Below are 16285 nucleotides of genomic sequence, written 5' to 3' on the forward strand. Positions count from 1 at the left end.
CTACGTACGCTGGCCCCATGGAAACGGGGAGCCGGGAAGCGGCCGGAATGCCGGGAGCCGAGCCGGTGTGGCGGGGGCTGGAGCCCGGCCTGCTGCGCGTGCGGCGGGTGCTGGTGCTGGTGTGGGCGGGGGTGCTCGCGGTCGCCACGGGGCTGCTGCTGGGCCTGCTGGCAGGGCCCGCGTGGGCGGCCCTGGCGCTGCTGCCGCCGGCCTTCGCCGCCTGGTCCTGGCGGCTGCTCGAACGCAACTGGCACTCGTGGCGGTATGCCGAGCGCGCCGACGACCTGCTGATCAGCCGCGGCGTCCTGTGGCGCGAGGAGACGGTGGTGCCGTACGGGCGGATGCAGCTGGTGGAGGTGACCTCCGGGCCGGTGGAACGGCGCTTCGGGCTGGCCACCGTGCAGCTGCACACGGCGGCCGCCGCGACCGACGCGACCATCCCCGGCCTGGACCCGGCAGAGGCGGAACGTCTGCGCGACCGGCTCACCGAGCTGGGCGAGGCCCGATCGGCGGGCCTGTGACCTCCCCGGACCCCGGCGGCATACCGGAGCGCCCGCCCGTCATCGAGCGCCGGCTGCACCCGGTCACGCCCTTCCGCCGGGCGTGGGCACCGGTCGCGGTCCTGGCCGGCTGGGCGGTGCACGACCCGAACGGCACCCAGGAGCAGCTGGCACGGCTGACCGGCACCATGCTCCTGCTGGGCGTCGCGGTGCTGGTGCCGGTGGCCGGCCTCTACGGCTTCCTGTCCTGGTGGTTCACGCACTTCGCGGTCACCGACACCGAACTGCGCATTCGTACCGGGCTGCTGTTCCGGCGCACCGCGCACATCCGGCTGGAGCGCATCCAGGCCGTGGACGTCTCCCGTCCGCTCCTCGCGCGCGTGGCGGGCGTCGCGAAGCTGCGGATAGACGTCGTCGGCGCCGACGACAAGGACGAACTGGCCTTCCTGGGCGAACAGGAGGCGCGTGCCCTGCGCGCGGAGCTGCTCGCGCGCGCGGCCGGTTTCGAGCCCGAGACGGCGCGTGAAGTCGGCGAGGCGCCCGCGTACGAGCTGGTGCGCGTGCCCCCACGCGAGCTGGTGCGCTCCCTGGTGTTGACGGGCGCCACCTGGGGCTCGCTGTGTGCCGCGCTCGTCGTACCGACCGTGCTGTGGCTCATCACCCACAACCTGTGGACGGTCCTCGCCACCGCCCTGCCGCTGCTCGGCGCGGCCGGCGCGAGCAGCGTGGGACGGTTCGTCACCGAGTTCGACTGGACGGTGAGCGAGTCCCCGGACGGGCTGCACATCGACCACGGCCTGCTCGACCGTGCGCACGAGACGGTGCCGCCCGGCCGGGTGCAGACCGTGCGGGTCGTGGAGCCGCTCCTGTGGCGGCGGCTCGACTGGGTCCGGGTGGAACTCGACGTGGCCGGGTCCGAGAACTCGGTGCTGATCCCGGTCGCCCCGCGCGCGCTCGCCGAGTCGGTCATCGCGCGCGTGCTGCCCGGCGTGACCGTCCCGCGGGAGCTGTCGCGGTCGCCGCGGCGGGCCCGGTGGTGCCTGCCGGTGTGGTGGCGCGGACACCGCACCGCCGTCACCGACACGGTGTTCGCCGCCCGCGACGGTCTGCTGCGCCGCAGGCTCTCGCTGGTCCCGCACGCCAAGGTGCAGAGCGTACGGCTCACCCAAGGGCCCTGGGAGCGCCTGTGGCGGCTCGCCGACGTCCACGTGGACACCGGGGCCGACAAGACCGTGACGGCCCGGCTGCGGGACGCGCAGGAGGCCGCGCGGTTGCTGCACGAGCAGGCGGAGCGGTCCCGCACCGGCCGCCGGGACGCCCGCCCGGACCGCTGGATGACCGGCTGAGACACAAGGCCCGGCTCCCCCTCGCGGGAAGCCGGGCCCGATGCGTCGTGCGTGCGACCTGCTGACGGCTCAGGAAGCGGCGCTGCGCAGTCCCTGGAGGTCGATCTGCTCGGTCTCGTCGTGCGCGGTCAGGTCGATGACCTGGCCGACACCGCGCGACCGCGCGTCGGCCGACTTGAACTGGGCCTCCGACTCGGCCTTGTGCACGGCGAGGGCCTCCTGGCCGACGACGTCGGCGAGATCCTCGTTCTGCACGGAGTCCAGCGCGGCCTTCGGTGCGTCCTTCTGGGTGCCGAAGAAGTCGAAACCGCCCTCGACCACCGGACGCCGCACCGGCGCGGCCGGTACGACGGCCACCGCGGTCGGCACCGTGAAGTGCCCGGCGGGCGGCTGGGCCACGGGCTTGGCGGGCGCAGCCGGTGCGGTCGTGGTGGTCGCGACTGTCGTGGCGGCGGCCGCGTGCGCATGCCCGTCGGCCGCCGCGGGCTGCCCCTGCTCCTCGGCCTCCTCGGCGGCCGACGCAGCGGCGTCGCGGGAAACGCCGGCCTCGTCCCGGGAAGGACCGGACTCGCGGGAAGCACCGGCCTCGTCCGTCACGCCGTTCGCGGCGCCTTTCCTGGCTTCTCCTTTGGCGACGGGCCCCGCCTCGGCCGCCTCACGCTTCGCCCCCTCCGGCTCGGGAGCCTCCACCTCGGAGGTGCCGGTCGTCGGGGCCGAAGCGTCCCGGTCGAACCGGGCCAGGGCCGTCAGAGCCCGCCGGTACAAGCGGGAGCCCTCGGGCGAGAACACCGCGTGCGCCTTCGACGCGTCCTCGGAAGCGCCGGAGTCCTCGGGGCCGTCGGCGACTTGGGAAGCGTCGGCGGCCTCAGAGCCGCGGGAGTTCTCAGCGCCGTCGGGGTTCTCGGAGCCGCCGGAGCGCCCGGAGCCGTCGGAGCCGCCAGCGGCTCCGGGGGCCGCCTCGATCGCCTCCCGCTCGGCGCTCCGCGCGGGCGGCAGCGCCGGCGAGGACGAGGGCGCGGCCGCCTCGATCTCCAGCAGCCGGCGTCCCTCCAGGGCGCTCGCGCGCTCGGTCTCCGCCGTGGCGTACCGGCGCAGCAGGGCCGCGTGCTCGTTGCGCAGGCCCGCCAGCTCCGCCCGCTTGGCGCGCAGCCGCTGCTCCAGCTTCACGCGCAGCTCGCGGGACTCCTCCAGATCGGTCTCCAGTTCGGCGACCCGCTCCTCGTACCGCCACTCGTCGCCGGCACGCGCGCGCATGAGGTCGGCGACCTGCTTGCCCGCCTGCGTGTCCCAGCGGCGCATCACGACCGCGCCGGCGACCGCCGTCGCCGCTGCGGCGGCGGCCAGTACGCGCAGCACCGTGGCCTCGGAGAACACCCAGGGACCCAGCGCGCAGACGACGGAGACGCCGGCGATCGCCGAGGGAGGCAACAGCCGGTGCAGAGGCGGGGAATGGCGGTGGCGTCCACGTGGCATGGCCAGAAACTTACCGCGCGTAGGCGAATCGCGAACCCCCGCCCCGCAAAAACACGGCCACCTCCCGGGCTTCACGGGGCATCAGGGGTACGCCGGCTCAGTGGTCGGTGAGCCGCCCGCTCATCCACTGCAGTGTCGCCGGGATCTCGCGCCGCCAGGTGTTGAAGTTGTGCCCGCCGCTGTCGAGGATGATCGACGAGATCCGGGTCACGCCGGTGGCCTGCACGTCCTTCACGAACTCGAGGGTGTCCTTGTAGTTGTGCTCGCCGACCTTGCTGCTGGTGACGAGCAGCGAGGTGTCGGGCGCCGGCTCGTGCTCGAGCAGCCATCCCAGGTCCGCACGATTGCGCAGCTTCTCGTCACCGTGGAAGAGGTCACCGGTCGTGGGGTCGATCGGCGCCTTGTAGTACGCCGACAGGCCCGCGGCGGCCGCGTACACCTTGGGGTGGTGCATGGCGAGCTTGAGCGCGCAGTAGCCGCCCGTGGAGTCGCCGATGACGCCCCAGCTGCCCGGCCGCTTGCCCACCCGGTAGTGCGCGAGCACGGCTTCCGGGAGGTCCTTCGCGAAAAACGTTTCCGCTTGCGGTCCGCCCGGAACGTCCACGCACTCGGTGTCCCGCGGCGGCGCCACGGTCGGCCGCAGCATCACCAGGATCATCGGCTGCATCCGCCCGTCCTTGGCCAGCTGCTGTGCCGTACGCGGGTAGTTGAGCTTGCTCACCAGCGCCTGCGCCGTGCCCGGGTAGCCGGTCAGCACGACGGCCGCCGGGAACGTACGCGTGCGGTACTGCGGCTGGAAGTACTCCGGCGGCAGGTAGACGAACGCCGGAGTGGCGATGTGGCTCGTACGGCCGACGATGTCGACCTTCTGGATCTGCCCGCCCGTCTCCGGCCGCGCGGCGCGCACGCCCGGCACGTCGGAGGTGGAGACCACCTGGAGCGGGCCGCCGGTGCTGCCGTGGGCCGAGTGGTCGACGACGATCCCCGGGTCGGTCTCCTTGCCCAGCAGGTCCGCCCAGCTGGCGTAGAACCCGAAGGCCTGGTTGGCGGCGAGTCCGACGGACGCGAAGATCGCGACCTGGGTGGCCAGCATGAGGCCGACCCGTCCGCTGACGGTCCGCCAGTTCTGCCGGGCCAGGCGGGGCCACAGCCACACCGTGCCGAAGAACAGCACGGCGGCGACCACCATCGCCAGCACCAGCACTTTGTTGCTCGTGAGACTCATGGGCTGTTTCCTGCCTGCGCTTTCTGCCCGTGCCGCACCCGCGCTTCGTCGCGAGGGCTTGGCCGGGGCTTTCCTTGGCCTTTGACCCGACTTTCCGGTGGGGAGTGAACCTCTCTCCCCCAGACACCGTCCTAGAGGGCGCAATGTCGCCGGATGCCCGATCGGGCCCGGATCCAAGGTCTCTCGCAGAACTACGGGATGCGATGTCTGTCAGGATAGATGGGGAAATGTCGGGCGAGGTTCCGAGCCGATCAAGCCGGGCGCGGCGCACACCGCGCGGCCCGCGCCCCGAGGCCGTCCCCGTTCTGGTCGCCAGGGCGGCCGCGATCGTGGGCGTCCTGGACATTGCCGCGGGCGTGTTCCCGCGCTTCCGTCACAGCCGTATGCACGCCATCGCCGAGGTGCTGCCGGGCTCCTTCGGGCCCTTCGCCGCGGCGCTCTCGCTCAGTGCGGGCGTGCTGTTGCTCCTGCTGGCGCACGGGCTCAAACGGCGCAAGCGCCGGGCGTGGCGGGCCGCCGTCGTACTGCTGCCGGCGGGCGCGGTGGCGCAGTTCGCGTACCGGCACTCGCTCGTCGGCGTGGCCATCGCGGTCGCGCTGCTCGTCCCGCTGCTGCGCCACCGGAACGAGTTCGCGGCCCTGCCCGACCCGCGCAGCCGGTGGCGCGCGCTCGCCAACTTCGTCCTCATGAGCGCCGGTTCCCTCATGCTCGGCCTCGTCATCGTCAGCGTCCACCCCAACCGGACGATCGGTGACCCGAGTCTGGCCGACCGGCTGACCCACGTCGTCTACGGCCTGTTCGGCTTCGAGGGGCCGGTCGACTACCAGGGCAACACCTCCTGGACCGTCGCCTTCTCCCTCGGCGCGCTCGGCTGGATCACCGCGGTCACCACCATCTACCTGGCCTTCCGCCCCGAACACCCGGCCGCCCACCTCACCGCGGAGGACGAGGAGAAACTGCGCGCCCTGCTGGCCAAGCACGGCGGCCGCGACTCCCTCGGCCACTTCGCGCTGCGCCGCGACAAGGCCGTCGTCTTCTCCCCCAGCGGCAAGGCCGCGGTCACCTACCGCGTCGTCTCCGGTGTGATGCTCGCCAGTGGCGACCCCATCGGCGACGTCGAGGCCTGGCCCGGTGCCATCGAGCGCTTCATGGACGAGGCCAAGGCCCACTCCTGGACCCCGGCCGTCATGGGCTGCTCGGAGACCGGCGGCGAGGTGTGGACCCGCGAGACCGGTCTCGACGCCCTGGAACTGGGCGACGAGGCGGTGGTCGACGTCGCGGATTTCTCGCTCGCCGGACGTGCGATGCGCAACGTGCGCCAAATGGTCAAGCGCATCGAGCGGGCCGGCTACGAAACCCGGGTACGGCGCATCCGTGACCTCGGCGAGGCCGAGCTGGAGCGCATCCGCAGGGCGGCGGAGGACTGGCGCGGCACCGACACCGAACGCGGCTTCTCCATGGCCCTCGGCCGCATCGGCGACCCCACCGACGCCGACTGCCTGATCGCCACCGCCCACAAGGCCGACGACGAACCCGGCGAGTACGGCGACCTGAAGGCGATCCTGCACTTCGTGCCCTGGGGCAAGGACGGCGTCTCGCTGGACCTCATGCGCCGCGACCGCAGCGCCGACCCCGGCATGAACGAACTGCTGATCGTCGCCGCCCTGCAGGCCGCCCCCAAGTTCGGCATCGCCCGCATCTCGCTGAACTTCGCGATGTTCCGCTCCGCTCTCGCGCGCGGCGAGAAGATCGGCGCCGGACCGGTCCTGCGCGCCTGGCGCGGACTGCTGGTGTTCCTCTCGCGCTGGTTCCAGATCGAGTCGCTGTACAAGTTCAACGCCAAGTTCCAGCCTCGCTGGGAGCCCCGCTTCGTGGTCTACCGGGCCTCCGCCGACCTGCCCCGCATCGGTTTCGCCGCCATGCAGGCGGAAGGCTTCGTCAACCTCGCCCTGCCACTGCCGCGTTTCCTGCGCCGGCGCCGGACGGCCGCCGAACGCCCGTGCGCGCACGCCCTGGCCGAGCGGGACGTCCGGGCGGCCTGAGTCGCCGGACGGAGCCACGCCGTACGGCTCCGGGACCGGCCCGGGCGGAAGTCCCACCCCTCCGGCACGGGGGCTTCCACCCGGACCGCCGCGCGTTCCCGGCGCCCTCCTGGGCCTACGCTGAACGTATGAAGAACCTCAGCGGGCGCGGCCGAGTGACGGGCCTTCCGGCATGGGACCGGTGCGCGGTCATGGGAGTCGTGAACGTGACCCCCGATTCCTTCTCCGACGGCGGCCGCTGGTTCGACACGACCGCCGCCGTCAAGCACGGCCTCGACCTGGTCGCCGAGGGTGCCGACCTGGTCGACGTCGGAGGCGAGTCCACCCGGCCCGGCGCCACCCGCGTGGACGAGGACGAGGAACTGCGGCGTGTCATCCCCGTCGTGCGGGGTCTCGCCTCCGAGGGCGTGGTCGTCTCCGTCGACACCATGCGCGCCTCCGTCGCCGAACAGTCCCTCGCGGCCGGCGCCGCCCTCGTCAACGACGTCAGCGGCGGCCTCGCCGACCCCGCGATGATCCCGGTCGTCGCCGACGCGGGCGCCCCGTTCGTCGTCATGCACTGGCGCGGCTTCCTCCAGGGCGGCAACGTCAAGGGCGCCTACGCGGACGTCGTCGCCGAAGTCGTGGACGAACTGCACGCGCGTGTGGAGGCCGTTCTGGCCGGTGGCATCACCCCCGACCGCATCGTCGTCGACCCCGGACTCGGCTTCTCCAAGGAGGCCGGGCACGACCTCACGCTCCTCGCCCACCTCGACCGCCTGCACACCCTCGGCCACCCTCTGCTGGTCGCCGCCTCCCGCAAGCGGTTCCTCGGCCGTGTCCTCGCCGGCCCCGAAGGGGCGCCCCCGCCCGCCCGGGAGCGCGACGCCGCCACGGCCGCCGTCTCCGCGCTCGCGGCGCACGCCGGCGCATGGGCCGTGCGCGTCCACGAGGTACGCGCCACCGCGGACGCGGTACGCGTCGCCCGGGCCGTCGAGGGGGCGCGTACGGCGGGGCCGGCGCCGGGCGCGGAAGCCGAGCGTGGGGTGGAAGGAGACAGGTGAGCGCGCCCCACACCGACGTCGAGCAGGTAGAGGCCGCCAACACCGCCTTCTACGAGGCGCTCGAACGCGGCGACTTCGAAGAGGTCTCCTCCCTCTGGCTCACCCCCTCCGACCTGGGCGTGGACGAGGAGTACCACGACCCCGCGGACACCGGCGTGATCTCCTGCGTGCACCCCGGCTGGCCCGTGCTCTCCGGACGCGGCGAGGTCCTCAGGTCGTACGCCCTGATCATGGCGAACACCGACTACATCCAGTTCTTCCTCACCGACGTGCACGTCTCCGTCACCGGCGACACCGCTCTCGTGACCTGCACCGAGAACATCCTCAGCGGCGGCCCCGCCCCGGAGGACGGCGCGGAACTGGGACCCCTGGTCGGCCAGCTCGTCGTCGCCACGAACGTGTTCCGGCGCACCCCCTCCGGCTGGAAGCTCTGGTCGCACCACGCCTCCCCCGTCCTGGCCGAGAGCGACGACAACGACGACGAGGACCGTGTGAACGGCGTGAACCCGGACGACGACCCCCTCGCCTGAGTGGGTGGCCGCTCCGGCGGAACACTGGTCGAGGGCCCGCGGGGAGCAAGAAGTGGTTGGAATCACCTACCCCCGGGTATGAGCGCCTACCACCCCATGACGCCGCCGGGTTCACCGGGGGAAACACGGGGTGACCCCTGGAGGTCCCGGCCTGGGCCCGCGCCCCCGTGGCCCGGCTTTGTCGGTGCCCGCAGGTAGATTCGTCTGAGGCCGGTGTGCCGCCCGCACGCGGTACGGACCGGTCGTTCCCGACGATTGCAGGAGTGATTCGCGTGGATCGTGTCGCGCTGCGCGGCCTCAAGGCCCGCGGGCACCACGGTGTGTTCCCCAAGGAGCGCGAGGAGGGCCAGACCTTCATCGTCGACCTCGTCCTCGGCCTGGACACCCGGCCGGCCGCGGCCGACGACGACCTGGCGAAGACCGTGCACTACGGCATCGTGGCCGAGGAGGTCGTGGCCGTGGTCGAGGGCGAACCGGTGAACCTCATCGAGACGCTCGCCGAGCGGATCGCCCAGACCTGCCTGAAGCACGAAGGCGTCCACGAGGTGGAGGTCTGCGTCCACAAGCCGGACGCGCCGATCACCGTGCCCTTCGACGACGTGACCGTCACCATCACCCGGAGCCGAGTATGACCCGACCTTTCCTCCAGGGTCACAGCGACCCGACCGTCCAGCCGGTGCCCGCCTCGGTCGTCGAGAAGGTCGACGCCGCCGACACGACGCTGAGCAACCCGAAATGGGCCGTGATCTCCATCGGCTCCAACCTCGGCAACCGGCTGGAGACCCTCCAGGGCGCCGTCGACGCGCTGGAGGACACCCCGGGCGTGCGCGTGAAGGCCGTCTCCCCGGTGTACGAGACCGAGCCGTGGGGCGTCGAGCCGGGCAGCCAGCCGTCGTACTTCAACGCGGTCGTGGTCCTCAAGACCACCCTGCCCCCCTCCTCGCTGCTGGAGCGGGCACACGCCGTCGAGGAGGCCTTCAACCGCGTCCGCGACGAGCGCTGGGGCCCGCGCACCCTGGACGTCGACATCGTCTCCTACGCCGACGTCACCTCCGACGACCCCCAGCTCACCCTGCCCCACCCGCGCGCCCACGAGCGCGCCTTCGTGCTCGCCCCTTGGCACGACGTGGACCCGCAGGCCCAGCTGCCCGGCCGCGGCACGGTGGCCGACCTCCTCGCGGCCGTCACCCGTGAGGGCGTCACGACGCGCGGGGACCTGGAACTCCGACTGCCCGAGTAGTCGTTAAGGTCAGGACGACCACGATCCGGGATCGGTCCGGGGGAACTGAAGGGACACCGTGAGAGAGCTGCGCATCCGGGTGCTGGTCGGCGTGTTCGTCGTGGCCGGCGTCCTGTCCTGGGCGGGAGCCCGCCTCTGGAACTCGATCGGGACACTTCCCAGCGTCCCCCTGGCCGCCCCCATCGTCCTCGCCCTGATCGCGGTGGTCCTGCTGTCCACGGCGCTCTCCCTGCGCGCCCGGCTCAAGGCCCAGCGCGAGCGCCGTCCCGGGGCGAAGGGCGTCGACCCGCTGATGGCCGCCCGGGCGGTCGTGTTCGGCCAGGCGAGCGCCCTGGTCGCCGCCCTCGTCGCCGGCATGTACGGCGGCACGGGCGTCTTCCTCCTGGAACAGCTCGACATCCCCGCCCGTCGCGACCAGGCCCTCTACGCCGGCTTCTCGGTCCTGGCCGGTCTCGGCGTGATAGCGGCGGCCCTGTTCCTCGAACGGGTCTGCAAACTCCCCGAGGACGACGACCAGAACCACCCGGGCGCAGAGCCGGTGGCCTGACCGCCGTCCCCGATCCCCCGTGATCGGCGATCGACTCCGCCGATCAAGGACGGGACCGGGCCCCCTGACCGTCGGTCAGTGAGCCAGTATCAGGCTCATGGCCTCGGCACGGGTCGTGGCGTCCCGCAGCTGGCCCCGCACCGCCGACGTGGTCGTCTTGGCGCCCGGCTTGCGGATGCCGCGCACCGACATGCACATGTGCTCGGCCTCGATGACGACGATCGCGCCGCGCGCCTCCAGGATCCGCATGAGGGAGTCCGCGATCTGGGTGGTGAGTCGTTCCTGCACCTGCGGGCGACGGGCGAAGACCTCGACCAGGCGCGCCAGCTTCGACAGGCCGGTGATCTTGCCTGTTTCAGCCGGGATGTAACCGACGTGAGCTACGCCGTGAAAGGGCAGCAGGTGGTGTTCACAGAGGCTCACGATCTCGATGTCCTTCACCAGGACCATCTCGTCATGCCCCAGGTCGAACGTGGTCGTCAGAACATCCTCGGGCTCCTGCCACAGTCCTGCCAGAAGCTCCCGATACGCCCGTGCCACTCGGGCCGGCGTCTCCCTCAGGCCCTCGCGGTCGGGGTCCTCGCCCACCGCGATCAGGAGTTCGCGTACGGCGTTCTCGGCGCGCTTCTCGTCGAACTCGCCGATGAAGCCGTCGCCGGCCAGCGTCACGGGGTCGGTCATCTGATGCCTCGTTCCTGTACGTCTCACCGCGGGCATACGGAAATGCCGCGCCCCCCAGGCTAAAACCTGGGGGGCGCGGCATTCATTCCGGCCCTTTGGCCGAAAAGGTCAGCTCTCGGGGCGGTCCTCCGGGGTCTGCTCCGTCACCGGGGCGGACTCCGTGGCGGTGGACTTGGCCGTGCTGATCGCCGCCGTCGCGCCGTTCGCACCGTTGGTCAGTGCCAGCTCCTTCGGGGAGAGCACCGGCGGACGGGTGGACGGGGTACGGCGGGAGGAGCCGGTCCAGGCGGGCCGCGGCGGGCGCTTGACGATGGGGGCGAAGATCTCGGCGATCTCCTCCTTGCCCAGCGTCTCCTTCTCCAGCAGCTGCAGGACGAGGTTGTCGAGCACGTCGCGGTTCTCGACCAGGATCTCCCAGGCCTCGTTGTGCGCGGTCTCGATGAGCTTCTTGACCTCTTCGTCGACCAGCGCGGCGACCTCTTCCGAGTAGTCGCGCTGGTGAGCCATCTCACGGCCGAGGAAGGGCTCGCTGTTGTCGCCGCCGAACTTGATCGCGCCGAGCCGCTCGGTCATGCCGTACTGCGTGACCATCGCGCGGGCCAGGTTGGTGGCCTTCTCGATGTCGTTGGCGGCGCCGGTGGTCGGGTCGTGGAAGACCAGTTCCTCGGCCGCGCGGCCGCCCAGCATGTAGGCGAGCTGGTCGAGCATCTCGTTGCGCGTGGTCGAGTACTTGTCCTCGTCCGGCAGGACCATCGTGTAGCCGAGGGCGCGGCCGCGGGACAGGATCGTGATCTTGTGGACCGGGTCGGAGTTCGGCGAGGCCGCCGCGACCAGGGCGTGTCCGCCCTCGTGGTACGCGGTGATCTTCTTCTCCTTGTCCGACATGATCCGGGTCCGCTTCTGCGGGCCGGCGACCACGCGGTCGATCGCCTCGTCCAGCGCCCTGTTGTCGATCAGCTTCTGGTCGCCGCGGGCGGTGAGCAGCGCTGCCTCGTTGAGCACGTTGGCGAGATCGGCACCGGTCATGCCGGGGGTGCGGCGGGCGACGGCGGCCAGATCGACGTCCGGGGCGACCGGCTTGCCCTTCTGGTGGACCTTGAGGATCTCCAGACGGCCCTGCAGGTCCGGCGGGTCGACCGCGATCTGGCGGTCGAAACGGCCGGGGCGCAGGAGCGCCGGGTCGAGGATGTCCGGACGGTTGGTCGCGGCGATGAGGATGACGCCACCCTTGACGTCGAAGCCGTCCATCTCGACGAGCAGCTGGTTCAGGGTCTGCTCACGCTCGTCGTGACCGCCGCCGAGGCCGGCGCCGCGGTGGCGGCCGACCGCGTCGATCTCGTCGACGAAGACGATCGCCGGGGCGTTCGCCTTGGCCTGCTCGAAGAGGTCACGGACTCGGGAGGCACCGACACCGACGAACATCTCGACGAAGTCGGAACCGGAGATCGAGTAGAAGGGGACGCCCGCCTCGCCGGCGACGGCGCGCGCGAGGAGCGTCTTGCCGGTACCCGGGCGGCCGTAGAGGAGCACACCCTTGGGGATCTTGGCGCCGACGGCCTGGAACTTGGCCGGCTCCTGCAGGAACTCCTTGATCTCGTGGAGTTCCTCGACGGCCTCGTCACAGCCGGCGACGTCGGAGAAGGTCGTCTTCGGGGTGTCCTTGGTGATGAGCTTGGCCTTGGACTTGCCGAAGTTCATGACCCGGGAGCCGCCGCCCTGCATCTGATTCATCAGGAACAGGAAGACGACCACGATCAGGACGAAGGGCAGAAGTGAGAGCAGGACGCCGAGGAACGGGTTCTGCTTGGACGGCGACACGGTGTAGCCGTCCGGGATCTGCTTGTCCTGGTACTTGGTCTGCAGCGTGCCGGCGATGGTCACGCCCTGGTCGCCGATGTAGCTCGCCTGGATCTTGGAGCTGCCCTCGACCTTGTTGCCGTCCTTGAGTGTGACCTTGATGCTCTGTTCGTCACCGGTGGTGAGCTTGGCCGACTCGACCTTGTTGTCGTTGATCGCCGCCACGACCTGGCCGGTGTCCACCGTCTTGTAGCCGCCGGACGAGCCGACGACCTGCATCAACACGACCACGGCAAGGACGGCCAGCACGATCCACATGACCGGCCCACGGAAGTATCGCTTCACGTCCATCCATACGGAGCGGTGCCGCCCCGTCCCTCCTGCCATAGTGAGTTTGATAAGACAGTTCTTCTGACGGTACCCCAGCATTGTTGCCCGAAGCCGCACGATGCCGCTTCGACGGCCGGGAAACCCGCCTCTGCATGCTCAACGGTGCGGGACCCGCCGGGGTTCCCGATCGTCCTACCGGGCTTGGGCCGACTGGCTCAGCCTCCGGCCCGGTCCGGCTCAGCCGCCGTAGACGTGGGGCGCGAGCGTACCGACGAACGGCAGGTTGCGGTACTTCTCGGCGTAGTCGAGGCCGTAGCCGACGACGAACTCGTTCGGGATGTCGAAGCCGACCCACTCCACGTCGATGGCGACCTTGGCGGCGTCCGGCTTGCGCAGCAGCGTGCACACCTTCAGGGAGGCGGGCTCGCGGGAGCCGAGGTTGTTGATCAGCCAGGACAGCGTCAGGCCGGAGTCGATGATGTCCTCGACGATCAGGACGTGCTTGCCCTTGATGTCGGTGTCGAGGTCCTTGAGGATGCGGACGACACCGGAGGACTGGGTGCCCGCGCCGTAGGAGGACACGGCCATCCAGTCCATGGTGACGGGGGTGGACAGCGCCCGGGCGAGGTCCGCCATGACCATCACCGCGCCCTTGAGGACACCGACGATGAGCAGGTCCTTGCCCGCGTACTCCGCGTCGATCTTCGCGGCCAGCTCGGCCAGCTTCGCGTCGATCTCTTCCTTGGTGATGAGTACCTGCTGAAGGTCGGCACCCATGTCTTTCGCGTCCACCCGCATCACTTTCGGTCGTCCCGCACTTACGGCCGCATGCACGGCCTCCGGCCGCCCGACCGGCCGCCGGAGGGTCGCTCCGGGAGGTCGGGATTCAGCCTTGCCGAATCACCAGTCTGCCACCCTGCCGCTGGGCGACGACTTTGCCCGGGAGGTTGATGGCTCCCTGGCCGCGCCAGCCGGTGATCAGACGGTCGACTTCCTCGATGTGCCGGGCGAAGAGGGAACCTGCCGGGGCACCGGCCTCGATGGCGGCCCGGCGCAGGATCCGGCGGCGCACGGCGGGCGGGAGGGCGTACAGCTTGGCGCACTCCAGCAGTCCCGCGGCGTCCCGTACGGAGGCCTCGGCCTGGGCGGCCCAGGCATCCAGGGCGTCGGCGTCGTCGCGGGAGAGCTGTGCGGTGCGGGCGAGCGCTTCGACGACGCCCTTGCCGAGGGCCTTCTCCAGGGCGGGCAGGCCTTCGTGCCGGAGCCGGGAGCGGGTGTAGGCGGGGTCGGCGTTGTGCGGGTCGTCCCAGACGGGCAGGGACTGGACCATGCAGGCCTTGCGGGCGGTCTGCCGGTCGATGTGCAGGAAGGGCCGCCGGTAACGGCCGCCGGCCCCCGAGACCGCGGCCATTCCGGACAGGGAGCGGATGCCGGATCCGCGGGCGAGGCCGAGCAGGACGGTTTCGGCCTGGTCGTCGCGGGTGTGGCCGAGCAGGATCGCGGCGGCGCCGTGGCGTTCGGCCGTCGCGTCGAGGGCGGCGTAGCGGGCGTCGCGGGCGGCGGCCTCGGGCCCTCCGCCGCGGCCGACGGTCACGGCGACGGACTCGACGGGGTCGAGGCCCAGCCCGCGCAGACGCAGGGCGACCTCGTCGGCGCGGAGGTCGGAACCGGGCTGGAGGCCGTGGTCGACGGTGACGCCGCCGGCGCGGATGCCGAGTCTGGGGGCCTCGAAGGCGAGGGCGGAGGCGAGCGCCATCGAGTCGGCGCCGCCGGAGCACGCGACGAGGACGAGCGGGGAGGGGAGCCGCTCGGCCGTCCGGTCCGGGTGCGCGCCGGGGGAGGTCTGCTCGTCCGGATGCGCGCGGGAGGTGTCGTGGTCGTTGAGGATGTCGTGGAGTACGCGGCGGACCGCCAGGCGTATCGCCGCGACCGCAGGATGGGGACCCATGTCCGGTTCCCTTCATGAAGTTTTCGGGGGGTGAGCCCGAGCTCGGTCACTCAGAGTGTGTAGATGGTGACAGAACCGGGGCGTTCCCCGAGCATTGCACGCCTACGCATGGCTCACGGTCCCTCGGACGGGTGATTGAAGGGGCGTTCGCCTGCCGTCGGCTGGTTTCGTCTCACGACCTGTCCGGGTCGTTCACGACTCGGCCTTGCGGTGCACCCGCGCGACCCAGTCCGCCGGTTTGGCGATCTCCGCCTTGGTGGGCAGGGTGTTCGGTGAGGTCCACACGCGGTTGAAGCCGTCGACTCCGACCTCGTCGACGACCGCGCGTACGAAGCGTTCGCCGTCCCGGTACTGCTTGAGTTTGGCATCCAGACCCAGCAGCTTGCGCAGGGCCTGGTCGAGGCGGGAGGCGCCCTTGGCGCGGCGCTGCTGGAACTTCTCGCGGATCTCGGAGACGGTCGGTACGACGCTGGGGCCGACGCCGTCCATGACGAAGTCGGCGTGGCCCTCCAGCAAGGACATCACGGCGGTGAGGCGGCCGAGGATCTCGCGCTGGGCGGGGGTCTGCACCAGCTCCACGAAGGAGCGGCCGCCGTCCTCCTCCTCGCCCTCGGGCCGGCCGCCGGCGAGGGACTGGGCGGCCTCCCGGATGCGCTCGAGGAAGGTCATCGGATCGACGTCGGTCTCCGCCAAGAACGACTGGATTTCGCCCTCGAGGTGGTCGCGCAGCCAGGGGACGGCGGTGAACTGCGTGCGGTGGGTCTCCTCGTGCAGGCACACCCACAGCCGGAAGTCGTGCGGCTCGACGTCGAGTTCGCGCTCGACGTGGACGATGTTGGGGGCGACCAGCAGGAGGCGGCCGCCGCCGTTCTCGCCGGCGGGCAGTTCGCGGGTGGCCGGGGCGAAGGTCTCGTACTGGCCGAGGACGCGCGAGGACAGGAACGACAGCAGCATGCCGAGTTCGACGCCGGTGACCTTGCCGCCGACGGCGCCGAGGACGGCGCTGCCCGGGTTGTTGCCGCGCCGTTCCTGCATCTTCTCCAGCAGCGGCCGGAGGATCTCGCGGAAACCGGCCACGTTGGCGCGGACCCAGCCGGGGCGGTCGACGACGAGGACCGGGGTGTCGTGGGTCTCCTCGGTGCCCATACGAGTGAAGCCCCGGACGTGTTCCTCCGAGGCCTTCGCGTGCCGGCGCAGCTCCGCGACGACGGCCCTGGCCTCGTCGCGGCTGACGTCGGGACCCGGTCGTACGAGCCGTGTCGCGGTCGCCACCGCGAGGTTCCAGTCGACCATCCCGGGAGATGCGGTGCCACCGAAGCCAGTCATGTTGTCAACCGTACGTGAGCGGTGCGGGTCGGGGCAGGCCGTGTGAGGTCGGCATGGGCCGGGGTGTCGCCGGAGCGCCGCCCGGTGCGGCAGTCCGTCCCCGCCCGGTGCGCCCTGCGGAACGACTGCCCACGGCGGCGGCAGGGCGGGGGCAGGGCGGGCCTAGCGCGTGTCTCTTTGGTCGGTAAGTCAGTTGATCGGATATGCCTGTCCGATTAGTGATCACTGATGCGATGTGGGACCGGATCGAGCCGTTG

15 protein-coding genes are annotated in these 16285 nt (G+C 71.4%); 8 read left to right on the forward strand and 7 right to left on the reverse strand.

Annotated elements, in window-relative coordinates; all coding sequences use genetic code 11:
- The first annotated feature begins 17 nt into the window (after window positions 1–17).
- Complete coding sequence (locus ACGFRF_RS39335; protein ID WP_393748556.1) at window positions 18–521, forward strand: PH domain-containing protein; 504 nt, start codon at window positions 18–20, stop codon at window positions 519–521.
- Complete coding sequence (locus ACGFRF_RS39340; RefSeq protein WP_393748558.1) at window positions 518–1846, forward strand: PH domain-containing protein; 1329 nt, start codon at window positions 518–520, stop codon at window positions 1844–1846. The genes ACGFRF_RS39335 and ACGFRF_RS39340 overlap by 4 nt, the downstream gene beginning before the upstream one ends.
- Window positions 1847–1915: 69 nt before the next feature.
- Here ACGFRF_RS39340 and ACGFRF_RS39345 read toward each other — a convergent pair whose 3' ends face one another.
- Both ACGFRF_RS39345 and ACGFRF_RS39350 read right to left on the reverse strand, forming a co-directional pair.
- Window positions 1916–3319 (reverse strand): hypothetical protein, encoded by a 1404-nt coding sequence (locus ACGFRF_RS39345; RefSeq protein ID WP_393748560.1) that lies wholly within the window; start codon window positions 3317–3319, stop codon window positions 1916–1918.
- A 97-nt stretch (window positions 3320–3416) separates the two neighbouring features.
- Window positions 3417–4544, reverse strand: coding sequence for an alpha/beta hydrolase-fold protein (locus ACGFRF_RS39350; RefSeq protein WP_393748562.1), 1128 nt, complete (start codon window positions 4542–4544; stop codon window positions 3417–3419).
- Window positions 4545–4771: 227 nt separating this feature from the next.
- Between ACGFRF_RS39350 and ACGFRF_RS39355 the strand changes: the two genes are divergently transcribed.
- The 6 genes from ACGFRF_RS39355 (at window position 4772) to ACGFRF_RS39380 (ending at window position 9946) form a co-directional block, all read left to right on the forward strand.
- Window positions 4772–6586, forward strand: coding sequence for a phosphatidylglycerol lysyltransferase domain-containing protein (locus ACGFRF_RS39355; RefSeq protein ID WP_393748564.1), 1815 nt, complete (start codon window positions 4772–4774; stop codon window positions 6584–6586).
- 128 nt (window positions 6587–6714) lie between these two features.
- On the forward strand, window positions 6715–7629 hold the full coding sequence (gene folP, locus ACGFRF_RS39360) for a dihydropteroate synthase (protein WP_393748566.1): 915 nt from the start codon (window positions 6715–6717) through the stop codon (window positions 7627–7629).
- Complete coding sequence (locus tag ACGFRF_RS39365) at window positions 7626–8159, forward strand: nuclear transport factor 2 family protein (protein WP_393748568.1); 534 nt, start codon at window positions 7626–7628, stop codon at window positions 8157–8159. Before folP ends, ACGFRF_RS39365 begins: the two co-directional genes overlap by 4 nt.
- Before the next feature lie 272 nt (window positions 8160–8431).
- Window positions 8432–8791: a dihydroneopterin aldolase gene (folB, locus tag ACGFRF_RS39370; RefSeq protein ID WP_356942354.1), complete on the forward strand. Its 360-nt coding sequence runs from the start codon at window positions 8432–8434 to the stop codon at window positions 8789–8791.
- Entirely contained in the window at window positions 8788–9399 is a 612-nt protein-coding gene (gene folK, locus ACGFRF_RS39375; protein WP_393748570.1) for a 2-amino-4-hydroxy-6-hydroxymethyldihydropteridine diphosphokinase, read from the forward strand. The genes folB and folK overlap by 4 nt, the downstream gene beginning before the upstream one ends.
- 58 nt (window positions 9400–9457) lie before the next feature.
- Complete coding sequence (locus ACGFRF_RS39380; RefSeq protein ID WP_393748572.1) at window positions 9458–9946, forward strand: DUF3180 domain-containing protein; 489 nt, start codon at window positions 9458–9460, stop codon at window positions 9944–9946.
- Window positions 9947–10021: 75 nt separating this feature from the next.
- Here ACGFRF_RS39380 and folE read toward each other — a convergent pair whose 3' ends face one another.
- From folE to ACGFRF_RS39405, 5 genes are all read right to left on the reverse strand, one after another.
- Window positions 10022–10627, reverse strand: a complete 606-nt coding sequence (gene folE, locus ACGFRF_RS39385; protein ID WP_393748573.1) for a GTP cyclohydrolase I FolE — start codon at window positions 10625–10627, stop codon at window positions 10022–10024.
- A 108-nt stretch (window positions 10628–10735) separates the two neighbouring features.
- Complete coding sequence (gene ftsH, locus ACGFRF_RS39390; protein ID WP_393748574.1) at window positions 10736–12775, reverse strand: ATP-dependent zinc metalloprotease FtsH; 2040 nt, start codon at window positions 12773–12775, stop codon at window positions 10736–10738.
- A 216-nt stretch (window positions 12776–12991) separates the two neighbouring features.
- Window positions 12992–13552 carry a hypoxanthine phosphoribosyltransferase gene (gene hpt, locus ACGFRF_RS39395; RefSeq protein WP_031165039.1) on the reverse strand — a complete coding sequence of 187 codons (561 nt, stop codon included), beginning with the start codon at window positions 13550–13552 and terminating at the stop codon, window positions 12992–12994.
- 88 nt (window positions 13553–13640) lie between these two features.
- Window positions 13641–14702 (reverse strand): tRNA lysidine(34) synthetase TilS, encoded by a 1062-nt coding sequence (gene tilS / locus ACGFRF_RS39400; protein WP_393748575.1) that lies wholly within the window; start codon window positions 14700–14702, stop codon window positions 13641–13643.
- A 192-nt stretch (window positions 14703–14894) separates the two neighbouring features.
- Window positions 14895–16028: a zinc-dependent metalloprotease gene (locus ACGFRF_RS39405; RefSeq protein ID WP_393748577.1), complete on the reverse strand. Its 1134-nt coding sequence runs from the start codon at window positions 16026–16028 to the stop codon at window positions 14895–14897.
- Window positions 16029–16285 lie beyond the last annotated feature (257 nt).

The sequence above is a fragment of the Streptomyces sp. NPDC048521 genome (genome assembly GCF_043199855.1).
Taxonomy (GTDB): domain Bacteria; phylum Actinomycetota; class Actinomycetes; order Streptomycetales; family Streptomycetaceae; genus Streptomyces.